This is a genomic window from Pseudomonas sp. 910_23 (genome assembly GCF_052850795.1).
Window position 1 is genome coordinate 1 of sequence record NZ_VXCZ01000025.1, and the last position, 24,371, is coordinate 24,371.

The 24,371-nt window shown below is 60.1% G+C and carries 24 protein-coding genes and 3 pseudogenes; 13 read left to right on the forward strand and 14 right to left on the reverse strand.

The window, feature by feature from the left end; all coding sequences use genetic code 11:
* Positions 1–646: RNase A-like domain-containing protein (locus tag FW800_RS24535; RefSeq protein WP_446438636.1), on the forward strand; the 646-nt coding region annotated here is incomplete at its 5' end.
* Positions 643–945 (forward strand): contact-dependent growth inhibition system immunity protein, encoded by a 303-nt coding sequence (locus tag FW800_RS24540; RefSeq protein WP_446438637.1) that lies wholly within the window; start codon positions 643–645, stop codon positions 943–945. The genes FW800_RS24535 and FW800_RS24540, both read left to right, overlap by 4 nt.
* Before the next feature lie 75 nt (positions 946–1,020).
* On the opposite strand, the gene hemB is transcribed toward FW800_RS24540, so the two are convergent.
* The 3 genes from hemB to FW800_RS24555 form a co-directional block, all read right to left on the reverse strand.
* Complete coding sequence (gene hemB, locus FW800_RS24545; protein ID WP_446438638.1) at positions 1,021–1,995, reverse strand: porphobilinogen synthase; 975 nt, start codon at positions 1,993–1,995, stop codon at positions 1,021–1,023.
* A 116-nt stretch (positions 1,996–2,111) separates the two neighbouring features.
* Positions 2,112–2,954: a PhzF family phenazine biosynthesis protein gene (locus tag FW800_RS24550; protein WP_446438639.1), complete on the reverse strand. Its 843-nt coding sequence runs from the start codon at positions 2,952–2,954 to the stop codon at positions 2,112–2,114.
* A gap of 3 nt (positions 2,955–2,957) precedes the next feature.
* Positions 2,958–3,656, reverse strand: a complete 699-nt coding sequence (locus FW800_RS24555; protein ID WP_103735442.1) for a glutathione S-transferase N-terminal domain-containing protein — start codon at positions 3,654–3,656, stop codon at positions 2,958–2,960.
* Between the two features lie 252 nt (positions 3,657–3,908).
* Here FW800_RS24555 and FW800_RS24560 point away from each other — a divergent pair, with 252 nt between their 5' ends.
* The gene (locus FW800_RS24560) at positions 3,909–4,610 is read left to right on the forward strand and encodes a hypothetical protein (protein WP_005786910.1); all 702 of its coding nucleotides are present in this window, start codon (positions 3,909–3,911) and stop codon (positions 4,608–4,610) included.
* Between the two features lie 58 nt (positions 4,611–4,668).
* A complete protein-coding gene (locus FW800_RS24565; protein WP_032876785.1) occupies positions 4,669–5,724 on the forward strand; it encodes a permease in 1,056 nt (351 codons plus the stop codon).
* Between the two features lie 109 nt (positions 5,725–5,833).
* Here FW800_RS24565 and mnmH read toward each other — a convergent pair whose 3' ends face one another.
* The 4 genes from mnmH to FW800_RS24585 form a co-directional block, all read right to left on the reverse strand.
* Positions 5,834–6,937, reverse strand: coding sequence for a tRNA 2-selenouridine(34) synthase MnmH (mnmH, locus tag FW800_RS24570; protein WP_248131289.1), 1,104 nt, complete (start codon positions 6,935–6,937; stop codon positions 5,834–5,836).
* Complete coding sequence (gene selD / locus FW800_RS24575; protein ID WP_032876791.1) at positions 6,937–7,971, reverse strand: selenide, water dikinase SelD; 1,035 nt, start codon at positions 7,969–7,971, stop codon at positions 6,937–6,939. Before selD ends, mnmH begins: the two co-directional genes overlap by 1 nt.
* Before the next feature lie 93 nt (positions 7,972–8,064).
* Complete coding sequence (locus FW800_RS24580; RefSeq protein WP_005786902.1) at positions 8,065–8,814, reverse strand: TerC family protein; 750 nt, start codon at positions 8,812–8,814, stop codon at positions 8,065–8,067.
* A 31-nt stretch (positions 8,815–8,845) separates the two neighbouring features.
* Positions 8,846–9,097, reverse strand: a complete 252-nt coding sequence (locus FW800_RS24585; protein WP_005786899.1) for a hypothetical protein — start codon at positions 9,095–9,097, stop codon at positions 8,846–8,848.
* Positions 9,098–9,231: 134 nt separating this feature from the next.
* Here FW800_RS24585 and nhaR point away from each other — a divergent pair, with 134 nt between their 5' ends.
* Positions 9,232–10,134 (forward strand): transcriptional activator NhaR, encoded by a 903-nt coding sequence (gene nhaR, locus FW800_RS24590; protein WP_032876794.1) that lies wholly within the window; start codon positions 9,232–9,234, stop codon positions 10,132–10,134.
* 22 nt (positions 10,135–10,156) lie between these two features.
* Here nhaR and FW800_RS24595 read toward each other — a convergent pair whose 3' ends face one another.
* On the reverse strand, positions 10,157–11,311 hold the full coding sequence (locus FW800_RS24595; RefSeq protein WP_216091021.1) for an MFS transporter: 1,155 nt from the start codon (positions 11,309–11,311) through the stop codon (positions 10,157–10,159).
* Positions 11,312–11,552: 241 nt separating this feature from the next.
* Between FW800_RS24595 and sstT the strand changes: the two genes are divergently transcribed.
* A complete protein-coding gene (gene sstT, locus FW800_RS24600; protein ID WP_446438640.1) occupies positions 11,553–12,773 on the forward strand; it encodes a serine/threonine transporter SstT in 1,221 nt (406 codons plus the stop codon).
* A gap of 69 nt (positions 12,774–12,842) precedes the next feature.
* Here the strand turns inward: sstT and FW800_RS24605 are convergent, their stop codons facing one another.
* Positions 12,843–13,352, reverse strand: coding sequence for a DUF1993 domain-containing protein (locus FW800_RS24605; RefSeq protein ID WP_005786889.1), 510 nt, complete (start codon positions 13,350–13,352; stop codon positions 12,843–12,845).
* Between the two features lie 116 nt (positions 13,353–13,468).
* On the opposite strand from FW800_RS24605, the gene FW800_RS24610 reads away from it, so the two are divergent.
* On the forward strand, positions 13,469–14,119 hold the full coding sequence (locus tag FW800_RS24610) for a YceH family protein (RefSeq protein ID WP_005786887.1): 651 nt from the start codon (positions 13,469–13,471) through the stop codon (positions 14,117–14,119).
* 141 nt (positions 14,120–14,260) lie between these two features.
* On the opposite strand, the gene FW800_RS24615 is transcribed toward FW800_RS24610, so the two are convergent.
* Positions 14,261–15,079 carry a shikimate 5-dehydrogenase gene (locus FW800_RS24615; RefSeq protein WP_103735439.1) on the reverse strand — a complete coding sequence of 273 codons (819 nt, stop codon included), beginning with the start codon at positions 15,077–15,079 and terminating at the stop codon, positions 14,261–14,263.
* 156 nt (positions 15,080–15,235) lie between these two features.
* On the opposite strand from FW800_RS24615, the gene FW800_RS24620 reads away from it, so the two are divergent.
* From FW800_RS24620 to FW800_RS24630, 3 genes are all read left to right on the forward strand, one after another.
* Positions 15,236–15,610, forward strand: a complete 375-nt coding sequence (locus FW800_RS24620; RefSeq protein WP_078820851.1) for a hypothetical protein — start codon at positions 15,236–15,238, stop codon at positions 15,608–15,610.
* 219 nt (positions 15,611–15,829) lie between these two features.
* Positions 15,830–16,024 (forward strand): hypothetical protein, encoded by a 195-nt coding sequence (locus tag FW800_RS24625; RefSeq protein ID WP_003190284.1) that lies wholly within the window; start codon positions 15,830–15,832, stop codon positions 16,022–16,024.
* 91 nt (positions 16,025–16,115) lie between these two features.
* Positions 16,116–16,298: a hypothetical protein gene (locus FW800_RS24630; RefSeq protein ID WP_005786881.1), complete on the forward strand. Its 183-nt coding sequence runs from the start codon at positions 16,116–16,118 to the stop codon at positions 16,296–16,298.
* 3 nt (positions 16,299–16,301) lie between these two features.
* Here the strand turns inward: FW800_RS24630 and FW800_RS24635 are convergent, their stop codons facing one another.
* Positions 16,302–17,369, reverse strand: a complete 1,068-nt coding sequence (locus tag FW800_RS24635; RefSeq protein ID WP_005786879.1) for an AI-2E family transporter — start codon at positions 17,367–17,369, stop codon at positions 16,302–16,304.
* A 172-nt stretch (positions 17,370–17,541) separates the two neighbouring features.
* On the opposite strand from FW800_RS24635, the gene trhP reads away from it, so the two are divergent.
* Positions 17,542–18,855 (forward strand): prephenate-dependent tRNA uridine(34) hydroxylase TrhP, encoded by a 1,314-nt coding sequence (gene trhP, locus FW800_RS24640; RefSeq protein WP_446438641.1) that lies wholly within the window; start codon positions 17,542–17,544, stop codon positions 18,853–18,855.
* Positions 18,856–18,859: 4 nt separating this feature from the next.
* On the opposite strand, the gene FW800_RS24645 is transcribed toward trhP, so the two are convergent.
* The 3 genes and pseudogenes from FW800_RS24645 to FW800_RS24655 all read right to left on the reverse strand — a co-directional run bounded on the left by FW800_RS24645 (position 18,860) and on the right by FW800_RS24655 (position 21,982).
* Positions 18,860–19,681 carry a methyl-accepting chemotaxis protein gene (locus FW800_RS24645; RefSeq protein WP_410457915.1) on the reverse strand — a complete coding sequence of 274 codons (822 nt, stop codon included), beginning with the start codon at positions 19,679–19,681 and terminating at the stop codon, positions 18,860–18,862.
* A 36-nt stretch (positions 19,682–19,717) separates the two neighbouring features.
* Positions 19,718–20,539, reverse strand: a pseudogene (locus FW800_RS24650) (cache domain-containing protein); the annotation flags it as partial.
* A gap of 123 nt (positions 20,540–20,662) precedes the next feature.
* Entirely contained in the window at positions 20,663–21,982 is a 1,320-nt protein-coding gene (locus FW800_RS24655; RefSeq protein ID WP_164366002.1) for a Na+/H+ antiporter family protein, read from the reverse strand.
* Positions 21,983–22,437: 455 nt separating this feature from the next.
* On the opposite strand from FW800_RS24655, the pseudogene FW800_RS24660 reads away from it, so the two are divergent.
* Positions 22,438–23,508, forward strand: a pseudogene (locus tag FW800_RS24660) (HAMP domain-containing protein); the annotation flags it as partial.
* A gap of 342 nt (positions 23,509–23,850) precedes the next feature.
* Positions 23,851–24,366: pseudogene (locus FW800_RS24665) on the forward strand (methyl-accepting chemotaxis protein); the annotation flags it as partial.
* Between the last annotated feature and the right edge of the window lie 5 nt (positions 24,367–24,371).

Here is a 24,371-nt window from a genome sequence, read left to right on the forward strand (position 1 = left end):
CGGCCAGATCGCCCGGCTCGACGTAGGCAAGATCGACAATCCGCTGCGTTTTCAGGGGCAGTATTTCGACCAGGAAAGCGGGCTGCACTACAACCGCCATCGCTACTACAATCCGGATATTGGACGTTACCTGACGCCGGATCCGGTGAAGCTGGCGGGTGGGGTCAATGGGTATCAGTACGTACCCAATCCCACGGGGTGGGTGGATCCGCGGGGACTAAGCTGTAAAAAAACAAGCTGCCCTGAAGGGCCTTATAGCGCAATCGTTCCAGGAGGAGGTTTAGCCGCACATGAGGCGGCAGGAGGACATCTTATGGAAAAGCATGTCGGTAGAACGGATCAACAATTGCTTGACCGCTTGAGGCGGGAACCACATATCCCGGCAGCCTCTACTTTTCATGATCGCGCAACAGCTGAACTCGCCGTTTCAAAGGTATTGGATAACAATCAAGACAAAATCAAAGACTTCCTACAAGGAAACAACCAGCAGATAGTCATCACTCAACCATCCCAAGAGCCAATAGGCACAAGTTTTAGAAAAAACACTACGACATCTGTACCCGGAAAAGAAATCTACTTAATTATTCGCAGAGACCAAAAAATGCATACTGGATATCGAATTCACACAGGCTTTCCAAACCCATGAATAAAGACTACCCCGAGCTACAGCAATTTCTTGCTGGGTACTTCAATCAAGATTGGGTTGATGATCACAAAAGCGCAAACGACGTAATTGATTTCTATATATCTGAATCCACTGAAGATACGATAGCCACTGTATTACTAGAACTAGAAAAATTATCATCCTCCAAAAAAAGCGAGCAAGAGCTTCAAGATTTCTTACTCTCTGACATCGGGTGCTATTACTACTACCCTAACGAATGGAGTGATGGAAAAACGTGGTTAACCCATGTTGCTTTGGTATTAAAAAACGCCATCAAATAATCTTCTTATCAAGTTATGGGGCCGCTATGCAGCCCCACGCGAGCAAGCTCGCTCGCCACAGGTTCAGCGACGCCCTTAAATCCCCGCCAACGCCAAATCCATCGCAAAGTAGGTAAAGATCAAATCCGCCCCCGCCCGCTTGATCGACCCCAACGTCTCGCGCACCACTCGATCCTCATCAATCGCCCCCGCCTGGGCGCCAAACTTGATCATCGCGTACTCACCGCTCACCTGATACGCCGCGACCGGCAGGCGTGAAGCCTCGCGGATGTCGCGGATGATGTCGAGGTAAGCCCCGGCTGGCTTGACCATCAGCGCATCGGCACCTTCCTGTTCGTCCAGCAGCGATTCGCGCACGGCTTCGCGGCGGTTCATCGGGTTCATCTGGTAGCTTTTGCGGTCGCCCTTGAGGGCGCTGCCGCCCGCTTCGCGGAACGGGCCGTAAAGGGCCGAGGCGAATTTGGTCGAGTAGGCCATGATCGGGATGTGGGTGAAACCGGCGTCGTCGAGGGCACGGCGGATGGCCTGGACCTGGCCGTCCATGGCGGCGGACGGAGCGATCACGTCGGCGCCGGCGTGGGCAGCGGCCACAGCTTGTTTGCCGAGGTTGACCAGGGTTGCGTCGTTGTCGACATGGGCACCGTGCATCACGCCGCAATGGCCGTGGTCGGTGTATTCGCAGAAGCAGGTGTCAGACATCACAATCATTTCCGGCACTGCGTCCTTGATGATCGAGGACATGCGCGAAACCAGGCCGCGCTCTTTCCAGGTATCGCTGCCGTTGGCGTCGAGGTGGTGGGATACGCCGAAGGTCATCACCGACTTGATGCCGGCACGGGCGTAACGCTCGATCTCGCCAGCCAGTTTCTTCTCCGGGATACGCAGCACGCCCGGCATACTGGTAATCGGCACGAAATCGTCAATTTCTTCTTCAACGAAGATCGGCAACACCAGATCGTTAAGGGTGAATTCGCTTTCCTGGAACAAGCCACGCAGTTGCGGGGAGCGGCGCAGGCGGCGTGGGCGGGCTTGGGGGAACTGACTGGTCATGGCTTTCCTGAAAAATGGCTGAAATCTTTGGGGCCAAAGCTTATGCCCCCAAGTCCCGGCAACACAAATGCCAAGGGGCCAATAGTGTATTGCCAGGCGCGTAACAATTTATTGATCTAGAGCTGTAGCTGCCCTTGGATACACAGCGCTACGGCGCCGCCGACCCACACCTCATCGCCCTGGCGCTCGATGTGAATACGCCCTGCTCGCCCCATCGCCGTGCCCTGGCTGACCACATAACGGCTGGGCGCCAAGCCCTCGGCGAGCAGCCATTGGGCAACACCTGCGTTCAAACTGCCGGTGGCCGGGTCTTCAGGGGCGCCGTCGCCAGCGATAAAGGCGCGCACTTCAAATTGCGCGTCTACCGCGTCACGCACCGGATCACAGGGAGCGATCACCCCCACGGCCAGGCCCTGCAGTTGCGCATAGTCCGGTTGCAACGCTAGCACCGCGTCACGATCAGCCAGCATCACCGCCAGCCACCCCGCGCCATTGTCGACCCACTGACTGCGCGCAATCGCCTCGGGCGCCAGCTTCAATGCCAGACGCACGCGTTCCAGCAACGGCGCCTCCACGGCCCCTGCACGCAACAACGGCGGCGCGATAAACGCCAGTTCGTCACCTTGGCGGCGGATGCGCACCAGACCGATTTCGCACTCCTGAACAATCTCCTCGCCTCGGGGTACGCCACCGGCCTGCAACCAGGCGTGGCAACTGCCCAACGTCGGGTGGCCGGCAAACGGCAGTTCCGTGAGGGTGGTGAAAATGCGTACACGGTAGTCGGCCCGTGGATCCCTGGGTGTCAGCAAAAACGTAGTTTCGCTGAGATTGGTCCAGTTGGCAAAGTCGGCCATCTGCTGGTCAGTGAGGCTATCGGCGCCGAGCACCACGGCCAACGGGTTACCTTTAAGCGGTACGCGGCTGAATACATCCAGTTGTTGGAACTCGAAAGTCGGCATGATTCAGCTCGGAATATTCAGGCCACGGATGACCGCCGGACGTGCGACAAAGCCGTCCAATGCGCGCAGTACGTTAGGGAAATCGGCAATGCCCACCAGGTCGCCGGATTCGTAGAAACCGATCAGGTTGCGAATCCAGGGGAAAGTGGCGATGTCGGCAATGCTGTACTCGTCCCCCATGATCCAGGTGCGGCCCAGCAGGCGTTTTTCCAGAACGCCCAGCAAGCGCCGGGCTTCAGCGGCGTAGCGGTCACGCGGGCGCTTGTCTTCATAAGCCTTGCCGGCGAACTTGTTGAAGAACCCCACCTGGCCGAACATCGGGCCGATCCCGGCCATCTGGAACATCAGCCACTGCAGAGTTTCATAGCGGGTGGCCGGGTCTTCGGAAAGCAACTGGCTGGTCTTTTCCGCCAGGTAGATCAGGATCGCGCCGGACTCGAACAGCGCCAGCGGCTGCCCGCTCGGGCCGTTAGGATCAATGATCGCGGGGATCTTGTTGTTGGGGTTCAGGGACATGAACTCCGGGGACATCTGGTCCTGAGTGTCGAAACTGACCTTGTGCGCTTCATAGGGCAGCCCCAGTTCTTCGAGCATGATCGACACCTTGACGCCGTTGGGCGTGGGCAACGAATACAACTGCAGGCGATCCGGGTGCTGGGCAGGCCATTTGCTGTTGATCGGGAAAGCGGCGAGTGCGTTCATCGAGAACCCCCTGGACGGAAAGCCCTCATGATAGTCATCTGCCCGCCACCGTGCATGGGTCATCGTTGCGCAACATTTGCCCACTAGTATCCCCTCTGGGCGAACCAAAACGCCCGATTGCACTCTTAAGAGCGCCCGAAGGGTGAATGGAGGCACCTTGCTATATCGACAGGGAATACCGCAGGACGCTTGCCGCGTCACTGGGGCCGGGCCTGTCCGCCTTAACCCGACGCACGAAGACTCGAACCTATAATGAAGATCAAGCCTCTGCGCCTTGTGCAACGATTCAAACGTTATTCATACATGATGTTGCCGCTGCTGCTGGTCAGCGCGGCCATCGTCACCGCTCTAGACGCCCGTGAAAGCCGTGCCCAACCCGTGGACGGCGTGCAAACCCTGGTATTCCTGCGCCACGGCGAAAAACCGGCCGGTGGCCTGGGCCAGCTCAATTGCCAGGGCCTGAACCGTGCCATGAACCTGGCTACTGTCCTGCCGGAGAAGTTTGGCAAGGCCAACTACGTGTTTGCCGCCAACCCGACACGCAATGTCGAGGAAGGTGAACTGGACAATTCCTACAGCTACATTCGCCCACTGATTACCATCAGCCCCAGCGCGATCAAGCTTGGCCTACCGGTGAACATCGAATTCTCAGCGAATGACACCAGCGCCCTGGCCGAAGAACTGGTCGAGGACAAGTACCGCAACGCGACGATCTACACGGCCTGGTCCCATGGTTACCTGCCGGAGCTGATCAACAAAGTCGCCAGCGAAGCGTCCGGCGAAAAGCACACCCTCACCGATGACTGGTCTGGCAATGACTATGACTCCCTGTACGTATTGACGCTGACCTGGCACAACGGCAAGGCCTCGCTGCTCAGTCGCAACTATAAGCAGGGGCTGAATAACGGCGATGAAACCTGCCCGGATCCGACCCAGGTTAGTGCAGATATCTGAAGCGTGAGCCGCAGGGGCGTATGATGCCCGGCTATCGACTCACCTGCGGATCCTCTTCATGTCCAACCTCGCGTCCTCCCAGCCCAATCGGGGCTGGTCGTTCTGGTACAAGCCTGCCCTGTTTCTGCTGGTGGCCTGCATCGGCCTCTACTATGTGAAATGGTCGCCCTACTACCTCAAGGCGTTTGTAGCGGCGGACAACCACAGCATTGGCGCCTCGATTCTCAATGACCAGCAAAGCTCGCCCCTGACAGCGGCGCTGGCCTACGCCCAAGTGTATTTCCTGGCGATCTGGAAAGCCGCAGTGCTGGCGGTGATCCTCGGTTCATTACTGCAAGTACTGATCCCTCGCGACTGGCTGCTGCGCCTGTTTGGCCGCGCCGGGCTGGGCTCGACCCTGCGCGGCGGGCTATTTGCCTTGCCGGGAATGATGTGCAGTTGCTGTGCAGCGCCAGTGGCGGCGGGCATGCGCCGTCAGCAGGTGTCGGTGGGCGCGGCGCTGGCGTTCTGGATTGCCAACCCGGTGTTGAACCCGGCCACGCTGGTGTTCATGGGGTTTGTGCTGGGCTGGGACTTTACCGCGCTGCGGCTGGTGGCCGGGATTGTGTTGGTGGTGGGGGTGTCTCTGGTAGCGCAGCGTATCGCGCGCCCTGATCAAGTGCCGGAAGCGGCGCTGGAGGCTGTCGCCGAAGTAAGCACCCTGGAGTCGCAACCCTTCCTGAGCCGTTGGTTGCGCACCTTGTGGCAACTGTTCTGGAGCACCATCCCGGTGTACATTCTGGCGGTATTGATCCTCGGTGCAGCAAGGGTGTGGCTGTTCCCCCATGTGGACGGGGCGATGGCCAACAGCCTGGTGTGGCTGGTGCCGCTGGCGATCGTCGGTACGTTATTCGTGATTCCTACAGCGGCAGAAATACCCATCGTACAAACCATGATGACCCTGGGCATGGGCACCGGCCCGGCCGTTGCCCTGCTGATGACCCTGCCGAGCGTGAGCCTGCCGTCGCTGCTGATGCTGCGCAAGGATTTCGATGCACGGGTACTGGTGACGGTGGCCGGGTTGACCATGCTGGTGGGGGTGGTGTGTGGGTTGATTGGGGCGGTGATTCTTTAGATTTTCAGTGGGGCTGATGGCCTCATCGCAGGCAAGCCAGCTCCCGCCTTTGTATGTATTCACACTTCAAAAGGTGGGAGCTGGCTTGCCTGCGATGGCGTCCGAAAGATCACCCCACCCGAGCTGCCCGTTCACGCAAATATTCCACCACCGCCCCTTGCTCCCCGGCAAACTCGATCCGAGCGCCTTTGCTCTCGCGCTGGAACGCATACATCGGGTCGTAATACTCGCGCAACAAGCCTTCGATCCACACGCGGTGCAGGTCCACTGCACCGCTGCGCGCCTGTTCCGCCAGGGCGTCCTGCAAAATCGCCTGCAGCCGCTGGAAACGTTCGCCGCCCAGACGCTTGTGAATATTGACCAGGCTTTGGGTCAGGCGCTCGGCAAATAATAGCTGGCCGCGTTCACCAAACACGTCAATGAACTCGGCGCACAGGTCGACCACGTAATCCTTCAGGATGCGCTCGACGCGGCCCTCAACGCTGTCTTCCAGCCACACCATTGGAAACGTCTGCATCCCCTTGTGCAATGGCAGTGGCAGCGCACAGCTGCCGATCATGCGGCTCTCGTCCTCGACCACGAACTGGCCAATGCCCGCTGCGCGTTTCTTCAACAGGTCCACGGCCAGGCGGTTCTCGAAGTCGATATTGGACGGTTGCGCGGTGGCACGCTTGCCGAAGCTGGAACCCCGATGGTTGGCATGGCCCTCCAGGTCCAGGGCGTTACGCAGTTGACCCAATACCTCGGTCTTGCCGGTACCGGTCATACCGCCAAGCAGCACGAAATCGCATTCAGCGGTCGTCTGTTCCAGGGTCTCCAGCAGGAACGTACGCATTGCCTTGTAGCCACCGCCGACACGCGGATACTCGATGCCCGCTTCGGTTTTCAACCATTGCTGCACGATCTGCGAACGCAGCCCACCACGAAAGCAGTACAGGTAGCCATCCGGATTAGCCTGGGCAAACTGCGCCCATTGCTCGATGCGCTCGGCCTTGATCGATCCAGAGACCAGCTCATGGCCCAGGACGATTGCAGCTTGCTGGCCTTGCTGCTTGTAACAGGTGCCCACCCGCTGGCGCTCGTCGTCGGTCATCAGCGGCAGGTTGACCACGCCGGGGAACGCGCCCTTGACGAATTCGACCGGCGCGCGGGTATCCATCATCGGCCGGTCATTGAGGAAGATGTCGCGGTAATCGGTGATGTCAGTTGCCATCAAATCACCTCTACCGCGTTGGTCTGTCGCTCAAGCAGTTCGCCGATTGGCTCAAGGTTCAGGCCCAGTTCGGCGGCTACCGCGTGAAACTCGCTATCGCCTTCGGGGGTGACGGCGATCAGCAGGCCACCGCTGGTCTGTGGGTCGCACAGTACGCGCTTGTGCAACTCCTGCACGCGCCCGAGCTTGCTGGCGTAGCTCTCGAAGTTGCGCAAGGTGCCGCCCGGCACGCAGCCCTGGTCCAGGTAGTACTCAACCCCTGGCAGACGTGGGACTTTTGCATACTCGATGCGGGCCGTCAGGCCACTGCCGTCAGCCATTTCCACCAAGTGGCCGAGCAGGCCGAAACCGGTAACGTCTGTCATCGCAGTGACACCGGCCAACTTGCCGAAACGGCTGCCAGGCTTGTTGAGGGTGCACATCCAGTCACGGGCCAGGCCGACGTCGGCCTCGCGCAACTTGCCCTTCTTTTCGGCGGTGGTGAGGATACCGATGCCCAAAGGCTTGGTCAGGTACAGCTTGCAGCCGGCAGTGGCAGTGTCGTTGCGCTTCATGTGGCGCTTTTGCACGATCCCGGTAACGGCCAGGCCAAAGATCGGCTCCGGGGCGTCAATGGAATGCCCACCCGCCAGCGGGATACCGGCAGCGTCGCACACCGAACGGCCCCCGCGGATGACTTCGCGGGCAATCTCCGGCGCCAGCACGTTGACCGGCCAGCCAAGAATAGCGATGGCCATCAAGGGGTCGCCGCCCATGGCATAAATGTCGCTGATGGCATTGGTGGCAGCGATGCGGCCGAAGTCGAAGGGATCGTCGACTATCGGCATGAAAAAGTCCGTGGTGGAGACCACGCCGCGCTCGTCGTCAATGGCGTATACCGCCGCATCATCGCGTGAAGCGTTGCCCACCCACAGGTTGGGGTCCAGGTTCTGTGCGCCGCTGCCGGCAAGGATCACCTCCAACACCTGGGGCGAAATCTTGCAGCCGCAACCCGCACCGTGGCTGTACTGGGTAAGGCGAATCGGCTCGTTCATGGAAGACCTCAAGCTATCAAGTGGGCCGATTCTAACAGACAGCAAAAGGCCGGCTGGGCTCTTGTGAGCGCAGCCGGCCTTTTGGGTCAGCGGTTACTCGCGGGCAGCGAGCAAACGCTTGTGGCGATTACGCCGTGCGATGTTCAGGCATTCGATAGCCGCCGAGAACGCCATGGCCGCATACACGTAGCCTTTTGGCACGTGGGCGCCGAAGCCTTCGGCGATCAGCGTCATGCCGATCATGATCAAAAAGCCCAGGGCCAGCATCACCACGGTCGGGTTGTCATTGATGAACTTGGCCAACGGTTCGGCCGCCACCAGCATCACAATCACCGAGGTCACTACGGCAATGATCATGATCGGCAAGTGCTCGGTCATGCCCACGGCCGTGATGATGCTGTCGATGGAGAACACCAGGTCGAGCAACAGGATCTGCCCGATGGCCGCCGCGAAGCCGATGGCCACGGTGTTGCCAACCGTTGCTTTCTCTTCAGGCTCCGGGTCCATGCTGTGATGGATTTCGGTGGTTGCCTTCCACACCAGGAACAGGCCACCGGCGATCAGGATCATGTCCTTCCAGGAGAACGCCTGGCCGAACACTTCAAACACCGGCGCCGTCAACTGCACGATGAAGGCGATGGTGCTCAACAGGCCCAGGCGCAATACCAGCGCCATGCTGATACCGATGCGCCGCGCCTTGGCCCGGTGCTGCTCGGGTAGTTTGTTGGTGAGGATCGAGATAAAGATCAGGTTATCGATGCCCAGCACGATTTCCATGACGATCAAGGTAGCCAGTGCGACCCAGGCGGTGGGGCTGGCGGCCAGTTGTAAAAGGTAATCCATAGGTCAGTCCTGACGTGGTAGTGCTTGGAAATTAGGTTTCTTGCGTGTTCGATTCAGCGTCTTTTTCTTCCTGATCATCTTTCTTCTGCGGATTGATCAAGCCCTGGGTCGCTTCACTCAATGCCTGCTCGGCAGCCTTCTGGGTGTCATCGATCGCTTGCTTGGCCGATTCGCTGGCTTTGCCCAACACTTGCTGCGCGCTTTTCTCGACCTGATCACAACCGCCGATCATCACCAATGAAAGCGCAAGCAGCGACGCCGCGCCCAGGGAATTGAGTTTCATGCTGTATTCCTCATTAGAACCATTGGGTCCAAATAGTGGCCCCGCGATAGCGATGCATTCTATGCAGGTGAACAGTTCAGGAAAATTCGTATTTTTCTCGCGTATACTTCGATTTTTACGAAGTGTAGACCGCGATGCTCAATTATCGACAACTGCATTACTTCTGGGTGGTGGCCAAGACTGGGAGCATCGTGCGTGCCTGCGAACAGCTGAACCTCACGCCCCAGACCATCAGCGGGCAGATCAGCCTACTGGAGCAAACCTTTGGCATTGCTCTGTTTCAGCGGGTGGGGCGCCAGCTTGAGCTGACCGAAGCCGGGCGCCAGGCGCTGCCCTATGCCGAGCAGATGTTCCAGACGGGCAACGAACTTGAGACGATGTTGCGCGCTCAGCCCGATGAGCAACAGATCCCGTTCAGGGTCGGCGTGGCGGATGTGGTGCCAAAATCCATCGTCTACCGCCTGATCGCCCCCACCATGGAGCTGAGCGAACCGCTGCGCATCACCTGCCGCGAAGACAAACTCGAACGTTTACTCGCCGACCTGGCGATCCAGCGCCTGGACCTGGTGATTTCCGACAGCCCGATGCCGAGCCATCTGGACATCAAGGGCTACAGCCAGAAACTGGGGGAATGCGGCATCAGTTTTTTCGCCACCCAGGCGTTGGCTGACCAGCATGGCGGCGATTTCCCGCAGTGTTTGCACGGTGCACCATTATTGATTCCGGGGGCAGAGACCGTAGTGCGCAGCCGGTTGCAGCGCTGGTTTGCCGAGCAGCAGATTCAACCGCGGATCATCGGTGAATTCGACGACAGTGCGTTGATGCAAGCGTTTGGGCAATCCGGCAGCGGAATCTTCATCGCCCCCAGCGTGATTGCCGATGAGGTGGTGCGCCAATACGGCGTGGCGCTGATCGGCCAGACCGACGCGGTGACCGAGTCGTTCTATGCGATCTCGGTGGAGCGCAAGGTCAAGCACCCCGGCATCGTGGCGATTACCGAAGGGGCAAGACGCGAGTTGTTTACCGCCCTGCCCTGAAAAAACTGCGCGCCCCCTTTGATCAGGCGCTGGCCGCGCGAGGTTTGGCGCTCATCAGCCACAGTGCGAGCAGGATCGACACCAGGATGAACCCTGAGGCGGCAAAGCCCAGGCTGCCCAGGCCCAGGGTGTCAATCACATGCCCACCCACCATTGCACCCAGGCCAATGCCGAGATTGGCCCCGGCGATATTCAGCGAGGCGGCAAACGCCGGCGCGTGGGGCGCCGCCTTCATCAATCGCACATGGCTGACCAGGAACATCGCCGCCTGGGTCACGCCCCATACCGCCATCGCTGCCGCCAGGCCAATGGTGGAATGAATCGCCGGCACCACTGCCACCATGCCCGCGATCATAAACCCGCAGAACACTATGGACGCAATCAAGGGGTGACGATCCACCGCGCGCCCGCCGAGGGAATTGCCGATCAGCCCGACCGCGCCGAAGCCCATCAGGCACCACCCCACCAGCGTGCCGTCGAACCCTGCCAAGCGCTCAAGGATATCCGCCAGGTAGGTATAGGCGGTGAACATGCCGCTGAAGACCAGGATCGACAGCAGGATGTGGCCCTGCATCACCGGGCTGCGCAGGATCTTGAATTGCGAGCGCAAGGTGACTTGCTCGTTCTTTGCCTGGGTCACCGGCAGGTAAATGAACAGCAATAACGCTTTGGCCAGGGCAATCACCGCAAGCACTGCAAAGGCGGTGCGCCAACCGAACATATCGGCAATCAGCGTGCCTACCGGAATCCCGAACACGGTGGCGCAGACGATGCCGAAGCCGATTTTTTCAATGGCACGCCCGGCGAATTCAGGGCCGACAATGTCCACCGCCGTTTCGCTGGCCAAGGCCCAAAACACCGGCAAGCCCAACGCCGGAATCAAGCGAGCCAGGGACATTATCCAAATATTGGGCGCCAATGCCGCCACGGTATTGGCCACCGCAAACATGATCAGGATGCTGATAAACAGACGCTTGCGCTGGAACCGCGCGCAGTAGGCGGTCAGGAAGGGGCCGAACGCCGCCACGGTAAACGCGAAGAGCGTCACCAGCAGCCCGGCCTGGGACACACTGACATTCAGGTCCCGGGCGATCGAGGGCAACAAGCCGACGATCACGAATTCTGTGGTCAGCACGGTAAAACCGGCTGCCGACAGCAGCAAGATAGGGAACAACATGCAAACTCCAGAAACAGCGACATCAACGACAGCCCGAAGGGCTCGCTGATAGAGAGGAAAGATGAGAGGGGTGAATCTTAACAGAACATGTCGGGACTTGACCAAATCCGACGTAAACGGGTGACGGAATGCCGCAGCGAACGAGACGCGTCCTACAGCATGCTAGACTTCGCGCCTGCTTCCTACAGTACTTTCTGCCTGCAATGCTGTGCCCTACTAAAAAAACTAGAGACAACTCTTTATGACTGCTGCCCCTTCCCTGTTGCAACGTTTAATGCGCGTCAGCCTGGTCACCCAAATTGTCATCGGCCTGATCGCCGGGATCGTGCTGGCCTTGCTGTTCCCCGAGGCCGCACGCGCCACGGGCTTTATCGGCAAGGTGTTTGTCACGGCGCTGAAGGCCGTTGCGCCGATCCTGGTGTTTGTGCTGGTCATGGCCTCGATTGCCAACCATAAGCATGGCCAGGAAACCCATATCCGCCCGATCCTGTTCCTGTACCTGCTCGGCACCTTTTCCGCCGCCGTGGTCGCAGTGGTCGCCAGCACGTTGTTCCCCTCCTCTCTGGTACTGGCCACCCATGACGCCACGGTGAGCGCTCCCGGCGGCATTGGCGAGGTGCTGCAAAGCCTGTTGCTCAGCGTGGTGGATAACCCGGTCAGCGCACTGATGAATGCCAACTTCATCGGTATCCTGGCCTGGGCCATCGGCATGGGTGTCGCCATTCGCCATGCCGGTGAAACCACCCGCACGGTGCTGGACGACCTGTCCAACGGCGTGACCCTGATCGTACGCGTAGTCATCCGCTTCGCCCCGCTGGGCATCTTCGGCCTGGTGGCCTCGACCCTGACCACCTCCGGTTTCGGCGCCCTGCTCGGCTATGCGCACCTGCTGGTGGTGTTGATCGGCTGCATGGTGTTCGTGGCGCTGGTGATCAACCCTGCCATCGTGTTCTGGAAACTGCGCCGCAACCCTTACCCGCTGGTGCTGATGTGCCTGCGTGAAAGCGGCATCACTGCATTTTTCACCCGCAGCTCGGCGGCCAACATTCCGGTCAACCTGGCGTTGAGCAAGCGCCTGGGCCTGCATGAAGACACCTATTCGGTGTCGATCCCGCTCGGTGCCACCATTAATATGGCCGGTGCGGCAATCACCATCACCGTGCTGACCCTGGCGGCCGTGCACACCCTCGGGATTGCCGTGGACCTGCCGACCGCCGTTCTGTTGAGCGTGGTCGCCGCGATTTGTGCCTGTGGTGCATCAGGAGTGGCAGGCGGCTCGCTGCTGCTGATTCCACTGGCGTGCAGCCTGTTCGGCATTCCAAGTGAAATCGCCATGCAGGTGGTGGCCGTCGGTTTCATCATCGGCGTATTGCAGGATTCGGCGGAAACGGCGCTGAATTCGTCTACCGATGTGTTGTTTACAGCGGCGGCCTGCCTGGGCAAGGAAGAACAGGCAGCTTAAACAGCCTCGCAAAAAAAGCCCGGTGCCGTTCATTAACGAACGACACCGGGCTTTTTTATGCTTGCCGGTTTAGAACGCGCCCATGTAATCGCGCTTGCCCACTTCCACACCGTTATGACGCAGCAGAGCGTAAGCGGTGGTGACGTGGAAGAAGAACTGCGGCAGGCCGTAGGTCAACAGGTAGGACTGGCCGCTGAAGCGCTTCTCTTTCGGGGTGCCTGGGCGGGTGACGATCTCGATACCTTCCTTGCCGTCAATCTGCTCGGGCTTGATGGTGTCGACAAACGCCAGGACCTTGGCGATCAACGCTTGCAGGTCGGCGAAGGTGACTTCAGTGTCTTCGTACTTGGGCACTTCGATTTCGGCCAGGCGTGCCGACACGCCTTTGGCGAAGTCGACGGCGATCTGTACCTGGCGCACCAGTGGGAACATATCCGGGAACAGGCGCGCTTGCAGCAGGGCATTGGGCTCGATGTTCTTTGCAGTAGCGTGGGCTTCGGCTTTGTTCAGCACATCGCTCAATGCGTTGAGCATTTGCTTGAAGACTGGGATAGAAGCGGCGTACAGGGAAATAGTCATGTCAGTCTCACGATAATGGCAGGGTTGGAACCAGCGGCGATTATAGCCATGCCTGGCGCTTGTCTTTTATTTTTTGAGGATTACGCTGGTGACCTTCACTGCATAGGGAACGCGCGATGACCGCCGAACATGACACCGACACCCCTGAGCCGCGCCTGAACAGCACGGAAATCCGCATCCTCGGCTGCCTGATCGAAAAACAGGCGACCCACCCCGAAACCTATCCCCTGACACTCAACGCCCTAGTGCTGGCCTGCAATCAGAAAACCAGCCGTGAGCCAGTGATGAACCTCAGCCAGGGCCAGGTCGGCCAAAGCCTGCGCGCGCTGGAGGGCCAAGGCTTTACCCGCCTGGTGATGGGTAGCCGTGCAGACCGCTGGGAACACCGTGTGGACAAGGCGTTGGAACTGGTGCCGGCCCAAGTGATCTTGACCGGGTTGCTGTTTCTGCGGGGGCCGCAGACGGTCAACGAGTTGCTGACCCGTAGCGGGCGTATGCATGACTTTGAAGATGCCGAGCAGGTCGTTCACCAGCTGGAACGCCTGATTGCCCGAGGGTTGGCGGTATTGGTGCCGCGCCAGGCGGGCCAGCGGGAAGATCGGTATACCCACGCGCTGGGGGATCCGGCGGATATTGAAGCGATCATGACCGCGCGAGGCAATCCAGTAGAGCGTAGCGCGGGGGCTGTTTCGGTGGAACGGATCGAAGAGCTGGAAGCGCGGATTGCCGCACTGGAAGAACGGCTGGCGCAGTTGGAGCAGACCTGACACAGATAATAATCTGTAGGAGCGAGCTTGCTCGCGAAAAACGTCAACAGTAACGCGTGTTTCCTGAATAAACGCGCCGAGTATGGTTTTTTCGCGAGCAAGCTCGCTCCTACAGGCATTAGGGCTTGCCCCCTCCCACCGTTAGCTTCGAGCGAAGGCCACTGCCGCCTCGAACTGCTCCTGAGTCGGGCGCACGCCTGTATAAAGCACAAACTGCTCCAATGCCTGGATCGCGATGACCTCCAACCCGGTAATCACCCGCTTGCCCTTGGCACGGCCACGCACGATCAAAGGTGTTTCAGCCGGAATTGCCACCACATCAAAAACAGTTTCTGCCTGATCAATCGCGTCGGCATCGAACGCCAATGCATCCGCCTCGGCCCCGCCTGTCATACCAATGGGCGTCACATTGATCAGCATTTGTGGACGCAGGTCGCCCAGGTCCGCCTGCCACTCATACCCCAGGTTGCTGGCCAATGCCCGGCCCGCCACCTCATTGCGCGCTACGATCACACCGTTGGCATAACCGCCATCACGCAAGGCGCTGGCCACCGCCTTGGCCATGCCGCCGCTGCCACGCAGGGCGAAGGTGGAATCTTTCGGCACGGCGTGCTTCTTCAGCAGTTGCTCGACAGCAATGTAATCGGTGTTGTAAGCCTTGAGATGACCGTTGGTGTTGACGATGGTGTTCAGCGAGTCAATGGCTTGAACCGAATCGTCGAGTTCGTCCACCAGCGCGATGGCCGCCTCCTTGAACGGCATGGAAACCCCACAACCCCGCACGCCCAAGGCTCGGATGCCACCGATCGCGCCGGCTAAATCCTGGCTGCTGAAGGCTTTATAGTAGAAATTCAGCCCCAGCTGTTCATACAGATGGTTATGAAAACGCAGGCCAAAGTTCCCAGGGCGCGCCGACAGCGACATGCACAGCTGGGTGTCCTTGTTGGGATGCATCTGCATGGGTAACTCCTTGAAGTAAGCAAATCGGTACAGACCTTACACAACCTTTACCTACTGGCCGTGCTGTTTTTTTGAAATACGTTGTCTTAAAAGTATCCCCGCGACAATCCTTGGGTCTATTGATTGCAGACCACAAGCGCAGGGGCTAACCGAGGAATGACCATGATGCGTAAAATCCCCAGAATCGCCTTGCTTATCGGCGCACTTGCGATGGCCGGCCAAGCCTCCGCCCACGGTGGTGGTTGGGGTGGCCCGGCAGTGTTGGGTGCACTTGTGGGCGCGGCAGTCGTCGGCTCCGTGGTTGCCAGCCAGCCTCGTGAGGTCTATGTGCAACAGCCGGTGTATGTGCAACCGCAGCCAGTGTATGCCGCCCCACCGCCGGTCTATTACGCGCCGCCACCACCGGTGTACGTGCAGCAGCAGGTTTACTATCGCCCGGCGCCGGTCTACTACGGGCCTCCCCGTGGCTATTATGGCCCGCCTCGCGGCTACTACGGCCCTCCCCACGGCTACTACCGGCACGGTTGGTAAGTTTCAATTGACTTGAGTGGAACAGGCCTCGCCCACATGCGGGGCCTTTTTTTGCCTGGAACGTCCGGTTTAATCCTGCCAATGTCGCTATGACGACAATCCCACAGTACAAGAGTCGCATATCCTCTTGATCGGCCCAGGCGTGCGCTGTCATGGTTGCGTCATAAAACAGTCTCACTATCGACCCGGTCCACCAATAACAATTAAGGACGAACGAACATGCCCACCCAGAATCCGCACCGCACCGCCGGCCTCTGCACGTCCAGCAAGGTCTACAGCGCCTTGACCGAGCTCAAGCACCTCGAAGGCCATCGCAGCGCGAAGTTCCTGGCGCTGTTGGCTGAAAACCTGGTGCGCAAGGGGCTGCTCAGTGAACACGAAGTGGTGAACATGCTCGACCAGGTGGTGGATTAACGCCTGGCGTTGATGTCGACTATCGAGCCAGGTGATTTTTCCTGGATAGCGACACCCCTTAAGGTGACCTCCATAGCGATTGGAGGTCCTTATGCCCACTGTTCAAATCATGTCTGTCATCGGTAGCGCCGTTCCCACCCCTCTGCGCAAGCTCGGCTTGCTTGCCTGCTGGTACGTGGTACGTGATGGCGAGCCTATCAGCGGCCCGCTCACTTCGTTGTCTGACGCCGAAACACAACGCCGGCTGGCGGCCGACTTCAGGCTCCAGGCCTGAGACCTAAGGCAAGGGCAACTTGACCCGCGGCTTGGTTTCGGCGAACAACGCCCAGCACGACATGAACAAGGCCGCCACCAGCGGCCCGATCACGAAGCCGTTGAGGCCAAACACCGACAAGCCGCCCAGGGTCGAGATCAGGATCAGGTAGTCCGGCATCTTGGTATCTTTGCCCACCAGGACCGGACGCAGCACGTTGTCCACCAGGCCAATCACGAATACGCCAAAAAGCCCCAGCACCACGCCCTGCCAGATGGCGCCGCTCAACAGGAAATAAACGGCCACTGGCGCCCAGACAATCCCTGCGCCCACCGCCGGCAGCAAGGACAGGAACGCCATCAGTACCGCCCAGAGCAACGCACTGGGGATATCCAGGAACCAGAAGATCAAACCACCCAGCGCACCCTGGGTCACGGCCACCAGTACGTTGCCCTTGACCGTGGCCCGCACCACCCGGTTGAACTTGAGTTGCAGGCGGCGCTTTTGCGGCTCGGCCAATGGCACCGCCGTGCGCACCTTGCGCACCAGCTCGGGGCCATCGCGCAGCAGGAAGAACAGCAGGTACAGCATGATGAAAAAGCTCACCAGGAAATCAAAGGTGCCCTGGCCGAAGCTGAACGCCTGGGAAGCGAAGAACTGACTGCCCTGCATCGCGCCCTTGACTACCTTTTCACGTAGCCCTTCCAGGTTGCCCATGCCAAAGCGATCGAGCAGTTGCTGAAAGTACGGCGGCAGGAAGTTCTTGAACTGCTCGATATAACCGGCCACGTCGAGCTTGCCGCTTTCGACGTTTTTATACAGCGTGGCCCCCTCTTGAACCAGCAACGCACTGGTAATGATCACGGGCAGAATCGCGATCACCAGGCACACCATCAAAGTGGTCAGGGAGGTCAGGTTGCGGTTCCAACTGAAGCGCTGCTGCAGGCGGCGCTGCATCGGCGCGAAGATGATGCCGAGGATCACTGCCCAGAACACCGCGCCATAGAACGGCAGCAATATCCAGATAAAGGCGATGGTCACCAGCGCCAGCAATAGCAGCAGGGTTTTGAATTGCAGGTTGGTTTGATTCATGTCCGGTCCATATGAGAAAAGCCGGGCCGGTGTCAGCCCTGTTGCTTAGTCCGCGGCGAAACCTGGGAGTGCCCTTGTTTATCGAACAAGCATAGATCGGCTTGTTTAGACCTGGGTCAATAAACCGTGACCGCCCGTGCACTACCCTCGCGCCTTTTTGCGACCCACGCCCATGCCTCCGATGATTGCCCCCGAACTGCTCGCTCCCGCCGGCACCCTGAAAAACATGCGCTACGCCTTCGCCTACGGTGCCGATGCGGTTTACGCCGGCCAGCCACGCTACAGCCTGCGCGTGCGCAACAACGAATTCGACCACGCCAACCTCGCCCTCGGCATCCAGGAAGCCCATGCGCAAGGCAGGCGTTTCTATGTGGTGGTGAACATTGCGCCGCACAACGCCAAGCTCAAGACCTTCCTCAAGGACCTGGCGCCGGTGATCGCCATGGGCCCGGATGCGCTGATCATGTCCGACCCTGGGCTAATCATGCTGGTGCGCCAGCATTTCGCGCAGATGCCGATTCATCTGTCGGTACAAGCCAACACGGTGAACTGGGCCAGCGTGCAATTCTGGCAGCAGCAAGGCATTGGCCGGGTGATCCTGTCGCGGGAACTGTCCCTCGAAGAAATCGGCGAGATCCGCCAGCACGTACCGACCATGGAACTGGAGGTGTTCGTACATGGCGCCCTGTGCATGGCCTATTCCGGGCGCTGCCTGCTGTCGGGCTACATGAACAAGCGCGACGCCAACCAAGGCACCTGCACCAATGCCTGCCGCTGGAAATACCAGGCCACGCCGGCAGTGGAGAACGCGACCGGCGACATCGTCCAGCACCATCAGCCGACGCTGGGGGTCGGCACACCCACCGACCAGGTATTCCTGTTACAGGAAGCCAACCGTCCCGATGAGCAAATGCCGGCCTTTGAAGACGAACATGGCACGTACATCATGAACGCCAAAGACTTGCGCGCCGTGCAGCACGTGGAGCGCCTGGCGCAGATGGGCGTGCACTCATTGAAGATCGAGGGCCGCACCAAATCCCATTTCTATTGCGCACGCACCACCCAGGTGTATCGCCAGGCGATCGACGACGCGGTGGCCGGGCGCGCATTTGATCGCGGCTTGATGACCAATCTGGAGTCCCTGGCCCAGCGCGGCTACACCGAAGGTTTCCTGCGTCGGCATGTGCACGACGAATACCAGAACTACCAGAACGGCAGCTCGGTGTCCGAGCGCCAGCAGTTTGTTGGGGAATTGACCGGCGAACGTCGCGGGGAGTTGGCCGAGGTCAAGGTAAAGAATCGCTTTGCCGCGGGCGATCACCTGGAATTGATGACGCCCGCCGGCAACTTTCACTTTGACTTGGCCACCTTGCACAACGCCAAGGGGCAAGCCATTGAGGTGGCGCCGGGGGATGGGCACACGGTGTATGTGCCCTTGCCGGTCGAGATGGACCTGCGTTTTGGCCTACTGATGCGCGATTTGTAGAACCTCAGATCCTGAATTGACCGACCAATTGCCCCAACCGCTGGCCCAGGTCCGCGAGGCTGCGCGAGGTCTGGGCGCCGAGCTGGGTTTCATCCGCTACGCTGTCCACCGCCACGGCAATCTGATGCACGCTGCGGTTGATCTCTTCGGCCACAGCGGTCTGCTCTTCGGCGGCGCTGGCGATCTGCGCGTTCATCGAGTTGATGGTGCCGATCAACTGGGCCATGGTATCGAGGGACGCCCCGGCTTCGTTGGCCTGGGCCGAGGTGCCTTCGCCCGCATCGCTGGAGCGGCGCATCGCGTCAACGGCGGCTTCGGTGCCCTTTTGCAGGCGATCGATCATGCCCTGGATTTCCTGGGTGCTGCTTTGCGTACGGCTGGCCAGGGCGCGCACTTCATCGGCGACCACGGCAAACCCGCGGCCGGCCTCCCCGGCCCGCGCAGCCTCGATGGCCGCATTGAGCGCCAGCAGGTTGGTTTGTTCGGCAATCGAGCGGATCACACCGAGCACACTGACAATCGACGACACATCCTGCTGCAGGCTGTCCAGGGACACACCGCTGCTGCGGATATCGTTCACCAGAGCGTGAATCTGCGCGATGCTACCGTCCACCACGCGTTTGGCGGCCTGGCCCTCGGCGTCGGTCTGTTGCGCGGCGACCGCAGCGCCCTGGGCACTGCGCGCCACTTCATGGGCCGCGGACGACATCTGGTTGATCGCGGTGGCCACCTGGTCGGTCTCGTGACGCTGGCGTTCCATGGCCTGCTCGGAGCGCTGGGCCTGGTCGGACACCTGGCTCACCAGCCCGGTGAGCTGGGCGGTCATTTCGGTGATCTGGCGCACCAGGCCGTGGATTTTATCGACAAATCGGTTGAATGCGCCGGCCAGGTCGCCCAGTTCATCCTGGCTGGTGATGGCCAGGCGGCGGGTCAGGTCGCCTTCACCGGCAGCGATGTCGTCGAGGTTGGCTTTCATCAGGCTCAGCGGGCGCAGGATGGTATTGGCGACTAACATGCCCACCGCCGCAATCACCAGCAACACCACCACAGCCACGCCAAGGATGCTCAGCAGCACGCCTTGCATACGCTGTTCGACCTTGTCCTGGACCACCGCCACCTGGGCCTCGATACCGTCCAGGTTCACAGAGGTGCCGATAACCATGTCCCATTTGGGCAGGTATTCGGTGTAGCCGAGCTTGGGTACCAGTTCGGTCTGGCCGGGTTGGGTCGAGCTGTATTGCAAGTAGTGGGTGCCGTCCTTGCCGACCTTGACCAGGTCGCGATTGACGTAGACACCGTTGGGGTCACGGTTGTCCTTGAAGCTTTTGCCTACGCCGTCCGGGCTGTTGCCCTTGAACAGGCGGATGGTTTCGGAGTCGTAGCCGAAGAAATAACCGTCTTTGCCGTAGCGGGTGTTGGACAGCAACTTGACCACCTGCGCCCGCGCCGTGCTATCGCCGGGAGCAGCTGCGTCGTAGAGCGGCTTGATGGTGGTCATGGCCACTTCGACATAACCTTGCAAAGTGGCCTTGGCGTCGTCGAGCAGGCGCTGGCGGGTTTCATCCACTTCGTTGCGGGCCTGGCCCTGCAGAATCCACACGGTGGTGAGGCTGATGACCACGGCAAACAGCAACACCGGCACAACGGCAAGGGCCAGGACTTTGGCCTTCAAACTCAGACGCATGGCTTTTCTCTCTTGTTAGTGGCGACTTGAGAGGTTAACGGCCAGGTAAGTGATTTCTGTAGGAGCGAGCTTGTGTGGCGAGGGAGCAAGCTCCCTCGCCACCGTAGAGGTGCAGTGCTTGCGTCAGAGCGTCATCGCAGCCAGCCAGCCAAACGCCAGCAACGGGATGTTGTAGTGCAGGAAGGTCGGCACCACGGTGTCCCAGATATGGTGGTGCTGACCGTCGATATTCAGGCCGGAGGTGGGGCCGAGGGTGGAGTCCGAGGCGGGCGAGCCGGCATCGCCCAATGCACCGGCGGTGCCGACGATGCACACGATGGCCAACGGGCTGAAGCCCAGTTGTACGCACAGCGGCACGAAAATCGCGGCAAGGATCGGCACCGTGGAAAACGACGAGCCGATGCCCATGGTGACCAACAGCCCCACCAACAACATCAGCAACGCCCCTACCCCGCGGCTATGGCCGATAAACGCCGCCGAGGCTTCCACCAGTGAGCGTACGTCACCGGTGGCCTTGAGCACTTCGGCAAAGCCTGACGAGGCGATCATGATGAAGCCGATCATCGCCATCATCTTCATGCCTTCGGTGAACAGGTCATCGGTGTCGCTCCAGCGCACGATGCCCGACACCGAGAAGATCAAAAACCCGGCCAGGGCGCCGATAATCATCGAGTCCAGCCACAGCTGAATGATGAACGCCGCGGCAATCGCCAGGCCTGCCACCAGCAGGGTCAGCGGGTTGTACTGCACCGCCACTTGCTCGACGCGCTCGATTTTTTCCAGGTCGTACACGCGCTTTTTGCGGTAGCTGACAAACACCGCCACCAGCAGGCCGACCACCATGCCCAGTGCCGGCAGGCCCATGGCATGGGTGACGTTGACCTGGCTGATATCCACGCCACTCTTGGCCACGTTGGCCAACAGGATCTGGTTGAGGAAGATATTGCCGAAGCCCACCGGCAGGAACATGTACGGCGTGATCAGGCCGAAGGTCATCACGCAGGCAATCAGGCGGCGGTCCAGTTGCAGCTTGGTCAGCACGTACAACAGCGGCGGTACCAGCAACGGAATGAACGCAATATGGATCGGCAGGATGTTCTGCGAGGCAATCGCCACCACCCACAACAGGCCGATCAACAGCCATTTGACGTGGCTGCCGCCGCTGGCTTCCTGGCGGTCCACCAGCAGCAAGGCTTTGTCTGCCAGCGCATGGGCCAGGCCGGACTTGGCAATGGCCACCGCGAAAGCGCCCAGCAGTGCGTAAGACAAGGCGACGGTTGCACCACCGCCCAGACCGCCGTTGAAGGCTTTGAGCGTGGCGTCGATCCCCAGGCCACCGGTCAAGCCGCCCACCAGGGCACCAACGATGATGGCGATGACCACATGCACGCGGGACAGGCTGAGCACCAGCATGGTGCCGACCGCGGCGATGACTGCGTTAATCATGGTTACCTCAAGCAAAAACATAAAAGACAGGCATGCCCGCGCACGGCCCATGGGAACAGCTGCCGGCGTGCAGGCTTGAAAGAGGTCTTATTAGAGGGCGCGCACTTTGCAGCAGGCAGGCGCTCATGTCAAAAAACGACGCCGCTTTGAGGTTTAAATGGGGCGTTTGAATAAAGAACCACGGGCGCCGGCCGATAAGCTGTTTCCATGTGCTTTCAGGTAAGGATGTCCCGATGTCGCTCAGGCAGCTCTCCATTCAATGGAAAATCACCCTGCTGGCGGGCCTGTGCCTGCTGGGGATCGTGACCCTGCTGGTGGGTCTGTCGCTGTATCGCATGGCGCAGAGCTCGGAGCAGGTCAAGGCGTCCAGCATGAAGATGCTCGACGAAGCCGCCCAGGCGCGCATTGAGGCCCAAGGTGAAGTGCAGGCGCTGGGCATTCGTCAGCAGTTTATGGATGCCTACCAGTACGGCCATGGGTTTTCCCGCCAGGTACTGTTTTTGCGCGAACAGGCGGAGAAACGCTTTCTCGATGCCTTCGACACCCGTGAAGACCTGACCCGCCAGGTCAAGGCCGCCTTACAGGCCAACCCCGACCTGCTGGGTTTGTCCCTGGTATTCGAAGCCAATGCGCTGGATGGCAAAGACGAGCTATTCGCCAACCAGGCGGAACTGGGCAGTAATGACAAAGGCCGGTTCGCCCTGTATTGGTCGCAACCAACGCCGGGCAAGATCACCTCAATGGCGCTGCCTGAAAGCGACATGACCGACACCTCCATTAGCCCAAGCGGTGAAAAAGCCAACGCCTGGTTCACCTGCCCGCGCACGACCCTCAAGCCGTGTGTGATCGAACCCTATTTCTATGTGATCGACGGCCAGAACGTGCTGATGACCAGCATCGTGTTCCCGCTGATGGTCAATGGCAAAGTCATTGCGTCACTGTCGGTGGACATCAACCTCAACAGCTTGCAGGCCGTGAGCCAACAGGCCAGCCAGAAGCTGTACGACGGCCAGACCCAAGTCAGCATCCTCAGCCCCACCGGCTTGCTGGCCGGCTACAGCCCGGATGCCAGCAAACTCAGCCAGCGCCTGGAGCAGGTCGACACCGCCAGCGGTGCGCAGTTGGTCAGTGCCTTGGCCAACAGCACCCAGACCCACAGCCTGCGCACCGACCAGCAACTCAAGGTGCTGGCGCCGTTTGCGCCGATCCCAGGGGGCAAGTCGTGGGGCGTATTGCTGGATGTACCGGGAAAAGTTCTGGTAGCCCCCGCCGAGGCGCTGAAAACCCAGCTGGACGCTGACAATGCCAAGGGCACCCTGCTGGAACTGGGCCTGGGCCTGCTGGCCGCTGTGGTTGGCTTGGTGCTGGTGTGGTTGATGGCGCGCAGTGTGACTCGGCCGATCCTTGGCGTGGCGCATATGCTCGAAGACATCGCCAGCGGCGAAGGCGACCTGACCCGGCGCCTGGCTTACAGTAAACAGGACGAACTGGGCCAATTGGCTGGCTGGTTCAACCGTTTCCTCGACAAGCTGCAACCGATCATTGCCGAGGTAAAGCGCTCGGTGCAGGACGCCCGCGGCACCGCCGACCAGTCCGCCGAGATTGCTACGCAGACCAGTGCCGGCATGGAACAGCAGTATCGCCAGGTGGATCAGGTGGCCACCGCGTCCCATGAAATGAGTGCCACCGCCCAGGACGTCGCCCGCAGTGCCGCTCAGGCGGCCCAAGCTGCGAAGGATGCCGACCAGGCGACGCGCGAAGGCTTGACCGTCATAGACCGCACCACCGCCAACATTGGTGACCTGGCCGCCGATATGAGCACCGCCATGACCCAGGTGGAAGGCTTGGCCGCTAACAGCGAGAAGATCGGCTCGGTGCTCGAAGTGATTCGTGGCATCGCCGAGCAGACCAACCTGTTGGCGCTTAACGCCGCTATCGAAGCCGCCCGTGCCGGCGAGGCCGGGCGAGGTTTTGCGGTGGTCGCCGACGAAGTGCGCAACCTGGCACGACGCACCCAGGAGTCGGTGGAAGAAACCCGCCTGGTGATCGAACAATTGCAAAACGGTACTACCGACGTGGTCAGCTCCATGGGCAACAGCTATCGCCAGGCCCAAGGCAGCGTCGAACAAGTCGGCCAGGCCGTCACGGCCTTGCGCCAGATTGGCGACGCCGTCACGGTGATCAGCGACATGAACCTGCAAATCGCCAGCGCCGCCGAAGAGCAAAGCGCGGTGGCCGAAGAGATCAACAACAACGTGGCGACCATTCGCGATGTAACCGAGTCGCTGTCGGAACAGGCCAATGAATCGGCGCGGGTCAGCCAGGCGTTGAACAGCCTGGCCAACCAGCAGCAGGGGTTGATGGATCAGTTTCGGGTCTGAATGCA

Excerpts from the sequence above, each read along its gene's own strand:
- FW800_RS24540 (WP_446438637.1), top strand. The coding sequence starts at position 643 with ATGAATAAAGACTACCCCGAGCTACAGCAATTTCTTGCTGGGTACTTC.
- hemB (WP_446438638.1), bottom strand. The coding sequence starts at position 1,995 with ATGACCAGTCAGTTCCCCCAAGCCCGCCCACGCCGCCTGCGCCGCTCC.
- FW800_RS24550 (WP_446438639.1), bottom strand. The coding sequence starts at position 2,954 with ATGCCGACTTTCGAGTTCCAACAACTGGATGTATTCAGCCGCGTACCG.
- FW800_RS24555 (WP_103735442.1), bottom strand. The coding sequence starts at position 3,656 with ATGAACGCACTCGCCGCTTTCCCGATCAACAGCAAATGGCCTGCCCAG.
- FW800_RS24560 (WP_005786910.1), top strand. The coding sequence starts at position 3,909 with ATGAAGATCAAGCCTCTGCGCCTTGTGCAACGATTCAAACGTTATTCA.
- FW800_RS24565 (WP_032876785.1), top strand. The coding sequence starts at position 4,669 with ATGTCCAACCTCGCGTCCTCCCAGCCCAATCGGGGCTGGTCGTTCTGG.
- mnmH (WP_248131289.1), bottom strand. The coding sequence starts at position 6,937 with ATGGCAACTGACATCACCGATTACCGCGACATCTTCCTCAATGACCGG.
- selD (WP_032876791.1), bottom strand. The coding sequence starts at position 7,971 with ATGAACGAGCCGATTCGCCTTACCCAGTACAGCCACGGTGCGGGTTGC.
- FW800_RS24580 (WP_005786902.1), bottom strand. The coding sequence starts at position 8,814 with ATGGATTACCTTTTACAACTGGCCGCCAGCCCCACCGCCTGGGTCGCA.
- FW800_RS24585 (WP_005786899.1), bottom strand. The coding sequence starts at position 9,097 with ATGAAACTCAATTCCCTGGGCGCGGCGTCGCTGCTTGCGCTTTCATTG.
- nhaR (WP_032876794.1), top strand. The coding sequence starts at position 9,232 with ATGCTCAATTATCGACAACTGCATTACTTCTGGGTGGTGGCCAAGACT.
- FW800_RS24595 (WP_216091021.1), bottom strand. The coding sequence starts at position 11,311 with ATGTTGTTCCCTATCTTGCTGCTGTCGGCAGCCGGTTTTACCGTGCTG.
- sstT (WP_446438640.1), top strand. The coding sequence starts at position 11,553 with ATGACTGCTGCCCCTTCCCTGTTGCAACGTTTAATGCGCGTCAGCCTG.
- FW800_RS24605 (WP_005786889.1), bottom strand. The coding sequence starts at position 13,352 with ATGACTATTTCCCTGTACGCCGCTTCTATCCCAGTCTTCAAGCAAATG.
- FW800_RS24610 (WP_005786887.1), top strand. The coding sequence starts at position 13,469 with ATGACCGCCGAACATGACACCGACACCCCTGAGCCGCGCCTGAACAGC.
- FW800_RS24615 (WP_103735439.1), bottom strand. The coding sequence starts at position 15,079 with ATGCAGATGCATCCCAACAAGGACACCCAGCTGTGCATGTCGCTGTCG.
- FW800_RS24620 (WP_078820851.1), top strand. The coding sequence starts at position 15,236 with ATGACCATGATGCGTAAAATCCCCAGAATCGCCTTGCTTATCGGCGCA.
- FW800_RS24625 (WP_003190284.1), top strand. The coding sequence starts at position 15,830 with ATGCCCACCCAGAATCCGCACCGCACCGCCGGCCTCTGCACGTCCAGC.
- FW800_RS24630 (WP_005786881.1), top strand. The coding sequence starts at position 16,116 with ATGCCCACTGTTCAAATCATGTCTGTCATCGGTAGCGCCGTTCCCACC.
- FW800_RS24635 (WP_005786879.1), bottom strand. The coding sequence starts at position 17,369 with ATGAATCAAACCAACCTGCAATTCAAAACCCTGCTGCTATTGCTGGCG.
- trhP (WP_446438641.1), top strand. The coding sequence starts at position 17,542 with ATGCCTCCGATGATTGCCCCCGAACTGCTCGCTCCCGCCGGCACCCTG.
- FW800_RS24645 (WP_410457915.1), bottom strand. The coding sequence starts at position 19,681 with ATGACCGCCCAGCTCACCGGGCTGGTGAGCCAGGTGTCCGACCAGGCC.